The organism is Nevskia soli (assembly GCF_903970205.1).
In the GTDB taxonomy this organism is placed as follows: domain Bacteria; phylum Acidobacteriota; class Terriglobia; order Bryobacterales; family Bryobacteraceae; genus Bog-113.
In genome coordinates this window covers 1-8,212 of sequence record NZ_CAJCHS010000093.1, presented here as the reverse complement: position 1 = coordinate 8,212, position 8,212 = coordinate 1, and the positions used below count along the sequence as shown (strand labels likewise).

The 8,212-nt window shown below is 56.9% G+C and carries 5 protein-coding genes and 1 pseudogene; 3 read left to right on the top strand and 3 right to left on the bottom strand.

The features are described 5' to 3' along the window. Nucleotides 1-1,631: vanadium-dependent haloperoxidase (locus H1Y01_RS04570; RefSeq protein WP_180539091.1), on the bottom strand; the 1,631-nt coding region annotated here is incomplete at its 3' end. Nucleotides 1,632-1,967: 336 nt separating this feature from the next. Here H1Y01_RS04570 and H1Y01_RS19885 point away from each other — a divergent pair. Next, nucleotides 1,968-3,385 (top strand): annotated as a pseudogene (locus tag H1Y01_RS19885) (DUF892 family protein). Between the two features lie 362 nt (nucleotides 3,386-3,747). Beyond that, nucleotides 3,748-5,832 (top strand): aryl-sulfate sulfotransferase, encoded by a 2,085-nt coding sequence (locus tag H1Y01_RS04555; protein WP_180539088.1) that lies wholly within the window; start codon nucleotides 3,748-3,750, stop codon nucleotides 5,830-5,832. An 88-nt stretch (nucleotides 5,833-5,920) separates the two neighbouring features. Here H1Y01_RS04555 and H1Y01_RS04550 read toward each other — a convergent pair whose 3' ends face one another. Beyond that, entirely contained in the window at nucleotides 5,921-6,202 is a 282-nt protein-coding gene (locus tag H1Y01_RS04550; RefSeq protein WP_180539087.1) for a hypothetical protein, read from the bottom strand. A gap of 171 nt (nucleotides 6,203-6,373) precedes the next feature. Then, complete coding sequence (locus tag H1Y01_RS04545) at nucleotides 6,374-6,703, bottom strand: HEPN domain-containing protein (RefSeq protein WP_180539086.1); 330 nt, start codon at nucleotides 6,701-6,703, stop codon at nucleotides 6,374-6,376. A 35-nt stretch (nucleotides 6,704-6,738) separates the two neighbouring features. Here H1Y01_RS04545 and H1Y01_RS04540 point away from each other — a divergent pair, with 35 nt between their 5' ends. Continuing rightward, complete coding sequence (locus H1Y01_RS04540; RefSeq protein WP_180539085.1) at nucleotides 6,739-7,029, top strand: helix-turn-helix transcriptional regulator; 291 nt, start codon at nucleotides 6,739-6,741, stop codon at nucleotides 7,027-7,029. Nucleotides 7,030-8,212 lie beyond the last annotated feature (1,183 nt).

The window sequence follows — 8,212 nt, the reverse complement described above, 5'->3', positions numbered from 1 at the left end:
TGAAGAAAGCTAAGTGCGACGGCCTCGCCCAGCAACAAGGACGTATCGCTGTCGCTGCGCCAATGAATCCCCGCGTGAATGCCGTGCCCGAACGTGATGTTATGGCCGAGTTTGTTCAGCTCTCCGTTGACGGTAAGTTGTCCCGCGTCGGAGCCCTCGTAGGCTGCAAGCGACGAACCATCGCTGGAAGGGACCAGCGGGTTCGGAATCACGAAGTTACCGTCAAAGAAGAATTTCAACACGGTGAGGCTGGCGCCGCCCACGGTGCCGTGTCCGGTCGGATAGGCCGGATGAACCGGCGATCCCTCGGGAAAAGCCTGCGCGAGCAGGTAAGTCCCGAACTTAGTGAAGCTTTGCTGAAGGCCCATCGAATTTAGGACTACCTGGCTCGGCTGAACGTCCGTATCGCTTCCCTGTCCGGTCTTGACTAAGTGGACTTGTCCGCCGGTGGCTTCCGGGCGGGGACGGAGGTGTACGAACCACTTCTGGTACCACACGGCATTCAAAGCTTTCGTCGCGACCTCGGCAAGGGTCGATGCAAAGTCAGGGGGGCCGAACGTGCCGAAGCCGTTTTCACACTTCGATTGGTTGTAAGGATTGCCGGGGTTGAACGGAGCGCCGATACTCGAGAGTACGAGAAATGCGGTGAAATGCGCCTGATAGAGCACGTCCACATGCGTAAACGCGGCGAGATCCCGTCCCAGGCGGCGGTAGCGCAGAACCGGATCGATCGCATTCTGCAGGCCGGCGACGTTGCCATTCTGGACTAATAGCCAATCGCTGAAGTTGGCCATGTAGTCGACGTTCGGCAGATAACTCACCATTTGCTGACTAATGGGCTGCGCTCCGAGGTTGGTTGGCGTAATTAAGAATTGAGATACGTAAGGACCCAGCGTTTCACCAGGGAAGATGCCGCGGAAGAGAAGATCGGTAGTAACCTGGCCGCCGGCGCTTCTGGGACCCCGATAAGCAGGCAATCCGCTCAGTTCCGAGGCGGCAAGAGCGGCTAAGGCGTTGGAATCGTAGTCGGTGAAAGCTACGTCTCGCAACAACGAGGCCCAGTAGAGTTCCACTAGTTCGGCGCCGGTCTGGTCGCCGTCGATAGGTGGCGCGGGAGGCACGGTCGGCTGGCCGAACTGGACGTTATCCATGCGGCAGAGATCGAACGCCAGTCCACCTTGCGGGCCGTTCAGGGTCCGCGTGCCACCCATGATGATCTTCTCGAAATCAGCGAACCGGCCGCTGGCCAGCGCAGTCTTGAAGGTAGCGTAGGCATTCAGGTCCACGCGGCCAAAACTATCGTGCGGAAGACCTTTCGTGTAAGTTCCGCCCTTATCCGGATAGAGTGCGTCATCCCCGTTATTAACGTTGACCGCCGCCGAGATAGAAGCGTTCTGAGCCGCCTCTTCGACCCGAAGATTGAAGGCTTCGGCCATCCGGCTGTTAGTCACGCCCGAGGGCATTGCGGGAGCAACACAAGGACGTGACGACTGCGCCGAGGCGTCGGACGGCGTGGTCAAGGCTCCCGCAACCACCGCGGCCGCGATACTTCCCATCTGGGTGACAAATTGCCGGCGATGCGGAGCCTGGACGGCCCTTGGGTGGACCGCGTCGATTGTTTTGTGCGACATGAATTTCACGGTATTTTATCGCAGAATTCGAGCGGCCGTGTTACATCCGGAAGATACTTGTTGGGAAGATCATTATAAAGACCGTGGGGCCGGGCCGTGGACCGGTCCCTGACCGCAGACGCTTGCCGAAAGTACGGGCTGATCGGCGACGTTGCAATTCGTCGCGCGACCGTACCGCTGGATTGGAAGCATGCTTGTTGTGGCGTTCACAAGTAGCCACCTCATGCAAACCAACGAGCACCGGCCGAGCTAAGTCCTTAAGTTCAGCACAATACGAATGAATCACGCGGCTAATTAGGCCGCTTGAATGCATCCTTGCGAATAACAAGGAGACTCATGTACCACCACGTAAAGAAACTCATGTACACGGTCCGGGTCGGGACGCCCGATCCGCGCTTCGGCAATATGCTTTTGGAGCAGTTCGGAGGCGCCAACGGTGAGCTCGCGGCGGCAATGCAGTATTCCGTTCAAGGACTCAACTGTGATGATCCTTACCGGAAGGATTTGTTGATGGATATCGGAACCGAAGAGCTAAGCCATTTGGAAGTTGTCGGCGTGCTGACCCGTATGCATTTGAAGCCGCTCAAGACAAAACGCCATGCGGCTGAAGCGGACCCGCTGATTTCCATAGTCGGTGGAGGCGGCGTCAATCTATACAACTCGATGGGGAGCGCCTGGACCGCCGACTACCTGAAGGTAAGTGGAGAACTGGACGTCGACCTTCGAAGTAACATCGCCGCGGAAGCTCGCGCCAAAATAACCTATGAGCGACTCATCGACTTCACGGACGACCAGGGCTCGATCGACGCCCTTCAGTTCCTGATGACGCGCGAAATCACTCACATGAAAGCGTTCACCGCCGCCCTGGAGAGCTTGGGAAAACCTGCGTTTTCAATCGGTCGCATTCCCCCAACCCCGGGCATCGTGGATCAGTACTTCAATGATTCGACCGGTGTGGGAGATCGCGGCGAGCCCGACGCCCGCGGACCCTGGAACGAAGGCGGAGACTGGACATTGGTCGATAATCCGGCATTCTCGGATTTCGAATCGGAGAAGACGGGCGAGCGGTTTTCCGCGGAATCCGAGGGGCATGTCAGCCATGCCGGCAAGAATGGCGGCAACGGGAAACGACCGGCAAAGGCCGTCACCGGACCCGCGACTAACAAGCATAAGTAGACGTCAGGAGAACACAACTAATGGGACAACTGAAAGAATTACTCGTTGAAGAAATGCAGGACCTGCTACACGCGGAAACGCAGTTAGTAGGGGCCTTGCCGAAGATGGTGGACGCGGCTAACAATCCGCAACTGAAGCAATGCTTCTCGACTCACCTGACTCAGACAGAGCAACACGTGGATCGTTTGAAGCGCGCCTTTGAGCTGCTTGGCGAGAAAGCGCAGCCGAAGCCCTGCAAGGCCATGATGGGCTTGATTGCGGAAGCCGAAGAAACGATGTCGGAGGCAGGCGAGAAGGACCCGTTAACTGCTGATATTGCGCTGGTCGCATCGGCGCAGCGCGTGGAGCATTACGAGATCGCCGGATACGGTAACGTGTACACGCTGGCCAGACAGATTGATGAGCTGGATGTCGCGGACCTGCTGCGGCACACGCTGGGAGACGAAGAATCCGCGGATTTTCTACTCACGGAGATTTCGAAGCCGATCTTGCAGCAGGCCAGCTTAGATGACACCGATGCGATACAGAAGAAAACGCACAATCCCGCCAGGAGCAAAGTTAGCCTGAGCGCTGTCTAGTAGCTTCGATTGCAATCGGGCCGTGGATTAGCCCCGAGCCCGATTGCAGTTCGACTTTAATGTAGATGGCCGGCGGATGTCGCTACGATAAGTCGTAGTGAAATGTCCCAGAACGATGTCTGGTGTGAATCGAGCTCGCGCGACGCGGGACGGAGCCGGAGCGACTGGAGACAAAGTGGTTGCGCTCGCATCTGCTTCCGGCGAACGAATTGTTGCCGCACGGATTGCGAATTCATCGGGAGGTAGTAGGGCAACATCGTGGTAGTGTAATAGTTGCTCAGTGTTATATCGTCCTGCAAGCTTCCGCAGGCATCGAGGCGACCTGCTGGCTTACTTCAGTCTTAGCCGGGAGGCTTTCAACCTTGCGTTCGATACTTCACACGCTTGCCGTATTTACCGCGGCGTGTCCCATTTGGGCTTCGGTATCCATTACTTCATTTGCGCCTTCGCTTACTTCACCTCAGGCCATCGGCACCCCCGTAACATTCCAAGCGAAAGCGGCTGATAGCGGCCCGGGACCGCTTGCTTTTCAGTTCAGCGTGAGCTTCGACGGCGGAGCCTATATGACGGTCCAGGATTTTCAAGGTTCTCCATTAGAAGTTGGAGCCGCCTCGGACACCTTTGTCTGGGGATCGGCACTGACCGAGGGATCCTACTCAATTCGATTGGTTGTGGAAGATTTCGTCACGGGAAGTTCGGTCACTCAGACGTCCAGTTACACCCTGAACTCGCGAGCAACGGGATCCGGCCTTGTGTTGACGACTACGAGCAACCCAGTGGTTGTACTCGCCAGCGGTCCGAGTTGCGCGGTGGGCAGTTCGTTCTCTGTTGCATACCGGGAGCGAGGTGCTAAGTCGACCAGCTATACCAACCCGATCCCCTGCGACGGAGTGCATTCGATGAACCAGTATGTCGCCGGACTCTACCAGGGATCCACTTATAAGATGAACTACGCGGTGACGACCGGAGGCCAGCAGGTGTCGGGTCCCGCGGCCGTCACTTTCACGTCCGGCGACTTCCCCACGAAAATTGCTTTTCCGGTATCGACCGTTATCACGGCAGCCGGCGCGGGGTCTGACCCTTCCATAAAGAATATTCTCTTTAGCACTTTCGCCTTCGACGCGGACGGCGACGTATTTAACCCAATGATGACTGACATGAGCGGCCGGATGGTTTGGTACGCCGCCATTCAGGACCCGCTCGCTAACGGTGTCGTAAGCCGTGTGATCCCAGGCGGCGAAGTGATGACAATGCGAGACGGCAACGTTTGGAACGGTAACGGCGCCCTAGGTAAGGGCGCGAAATCCATGGGGCAAAAGGTTGCGATTATCGATGCAGCCGGTGATCTGGTTCAGTCGACCACCACGCAAGCCGTCGGCGAAGCGCTAACCGCGCAGGGCTACCCCGGTACAACTCATTGCTCGACCGTCCCTACTCCGGTCTCGATCGGGACGCGTTGTCTTGCATCATTCAATCATGAGTTTCTACAACTTCCCGATGGGAACTTGCTTGTACTCGTGGCGCAGGAAGACATCTTCCCGCCCGGTGCCCAAGGCACGAACCAGAGTTGCACAGTATCGGATTCGACTGTACCCTGCAACGTCGATATCGTAGCGAACTGCATGGTTGTTCTGAACGGGACCACGCTTCAACCTCTGTGGTTCTGGAGTCCGTTTGACCATGAGGATGCAAATGAGCTGCCGATTACCCGGGCCGCCATCTATACCGGAACCACATCTTCGCCGAACTGCAGTGACTCGGGCAACGGATGCCGGCCGGTGTGGCTTGCGGGCACGACCGGGGTTACCCCTGACGCGAATGACTGGCTGCATTTAAACTCGGTTTATTACCGGGCGTCGGACGGCAACCTGATCATTTCGATGCGGCACCAGGATTGGGCCGCACTCGTTCAATACCAGGACGGAACCGGCAACGGACAGGTTCTATGGCGGCTTGGATGCTCGCCCGGACTTACTCCGCCCGTTAATCCTGTTTGCGGTGACTTTACGTTCAATAACGTTTACAACGACGTTTATCCATGGTTCTCACACCAACACGACGTAGAGATTGACGCCAACGGCGACATGACCATGTACGATAACGGAAACACCCGGGTCTACGAGCTCGGTAACTCGCAGAATAGTCGTGGCTATGTGATTAGTTTGGATGAGGTGAACAAGATCGCGTCGCCGATTTTGATCCAGGATCTCGGTTACCAGTCGGATGCGCTCGGCAGCGCCCAATTGCTCCCTAGTGGCGATTACTTCTTCGAGGCTTCCGATATCACCTACGCGAGCGGAATACGGGTAGAAAGCCACCCGACCCATGCGCTCGAAGTGGAGCCCACGACCGGAGAAAGCGGCAACATCATTTTCGATCTAGAGACATCCACAAGTTATCGCGGATTCGCTTTGCCGAACTTCTACGATAACTTCGACGCACAGTAGATGTAAGACGAAGTTACAACTGTAAGTCTTTAGCTACGGAATCCCGGAAGCGTGCGCTCGATACATTCCGGGTTCCTTGCGGCGTGGGTCAGGATTTCAGGAACTTCCTGGTTGCCTCCGCTGCCGCGTAGATATCGCCATCGATCAATATGCGGCCCGTATACCCTCCCTCGGCGCCGAATTCCCAAGCCACATCGTGTCCTTTCTTCGCGAACGTTGCCCAAGGGGAGCGTTTCGCCGGGTTCTGCTCCAACCAAAAATTCCCGTCCTCACCCCGGTACGAGCGCAGCTTAGTGTGACCTGTCCTCTCGATCCAGGTCTTCATGTCGGTCAGCTTTGGCGGCACTGTTTCGATGGTAGCGGGGGGCATCTGAGAAGCGCAAAGGGCGCGCTCCGTTTTGCGCGAGTTCCTTAGAAGTTCTTCGGTCGAAACCGGATCTCGAACCCAACGATGACCGAAGCGTTTAGGTTGCGGGCGAAACGGAGCGCATGTGCAGGCGGCCTTCCACCCACGCACGGATTGGTCTCAATCGGTCGCGTTTCAAGCCGGTTCAGCGACTAAGTGCCGTCCGAGTCGTCGTACCGATACACCGCGCCTAAGGGCGTGGGGAGGTCCAAATTCTCCCAATTCGTGGGTCTTGTGGAAAGTGGCGCCCAAGTCGTACAAAGCCGCCTTCAACATCTTCTCCGCGGCCTGTTGACAGTGGAAGCGGATTACTTCGTCGCTCACGTTGGGGGATTCGAGGACGGTATCCAGCAACGCTTCGCCCTGTGCCGCCTTGCGCAGTAAGAGCAAATATTCGCAACATTGCGAAACCACAAGGTTGCGCCAGGCTTTGAATTCATTCGTGACTTCGACATCCCACGCCACGTTTCACCGCCGGGTCTACGAAGGACGTCTTTGCCATGTCAAGACTCCTCATAAGAGCAGTTTTTGAACTGCAGACCAACCCGGCCCGGCTGAAGAACCTGGAAGAGGCGCGCGCCAACGAAAAGATAGCCCGCAAAATCCACGAACTGAGGGCAGCGGCCGCCCTCACCCAAACTCAGCTTGCCGAGCTTGTCGGCACCACTCCATCGGTCATCTGCCGTCTCGAGGATGCCGACTACGAAGGTCATTCCCTAACGATGCTGCGCAGGATCGCGGGCGCATTGAATCAGCGGATCGAGATCCGTTTTGTACCGATTCAGCGGTAGCGTTAGCCCGCGGAATCGGCCCGCAGTCATCGAGCCGGAACGCCGGCGATGGGTGTATGAAAAGCATTGGCCAGCGTGGGCTGATCCCTGCTCCATGGAATACAGGAACGCCACTGGCCGTGACTGGCTCCAGAAGCGCGTCAGGATTTTCTTCGCGGGTTGTGTCGCGGAGCACCGCTGCCTGGAGCGGTCTGTCGAGACGGAACGGGCTGCGGATTGCCAACAGGTGGCTCATGCTCTTGTAGGATTCGGGGGAGCGAGCGCTCCAACGATGCGTGGTTAAACGGGCTTCACCTCGAAGCCGAGGACCGCCTGGCAGATACCTTCTTATGGACACTCGCAGAGTCTATTGCGAGTGACTTGATTCAGCGCGGTCGACTCAACAAGGCCGATTTGCGGGCAGTGTTGCGCCGCGAACTCGATAAGAATCTTCCGCCGGGCCTCCGTGAAGCGGACCTTCGAACCGCCAAGCTTGAATGTGAGCGGATGGCTGGGGTCGTGCCGATTACATAGGGAAACCGAGACCGCACCACACCTACGTCAGACTAGCGCGTTCCAAAATAACTGGGCGGAATCTTGAGTCAGAGAATGGTTGCTGTTTTGGTGGACCTGAAGGGATTCGAACCCTTGACCTCTTCCATGCCATTTAAGAAATATCAATCACTTACAAGCATCCTGACAGAAAACAAAAGACTTGGCAACAGGCGATTTGGACGCCAGTGGACGCCAAAAACGGAAATTTCACAGTCTGGACTCCACACGGACTCCGGACTTCACTGCTTAAAGATCTCGTCTCAATTCCCTCGCGCGCGGTTGCCCGGACTCCTGATCGTCGTTTGCTGGAGAAGAAAACAGATCCTTCCTTATAAGGAGCACGGACGCCCACACGAAAGCGATCACAGGATGAGTCGTGTCCGAGCAACTTCGCGTACTCGCGTTGCGGCAAATTCTCAGAAGCCGGGGCGGCCGTTGCCTTGGGGGCGAATTGCAGCTTCCTCGAGGCAGGAGGCCTACGCCGAAATTGCCGTTTGAAGACGATCCGGCGCGCTGTAAAATTGGATGCAAATACGGGGTCCTGTTCAAACTGCAGCTTGGCGAGCAGCCGAGCTAGCGGTTGACGGGAGTCGGTACTAGCGTTTAGCTTGGAGTGGGCATGAGGATATTTGTGGGGTTTGGCTACAAC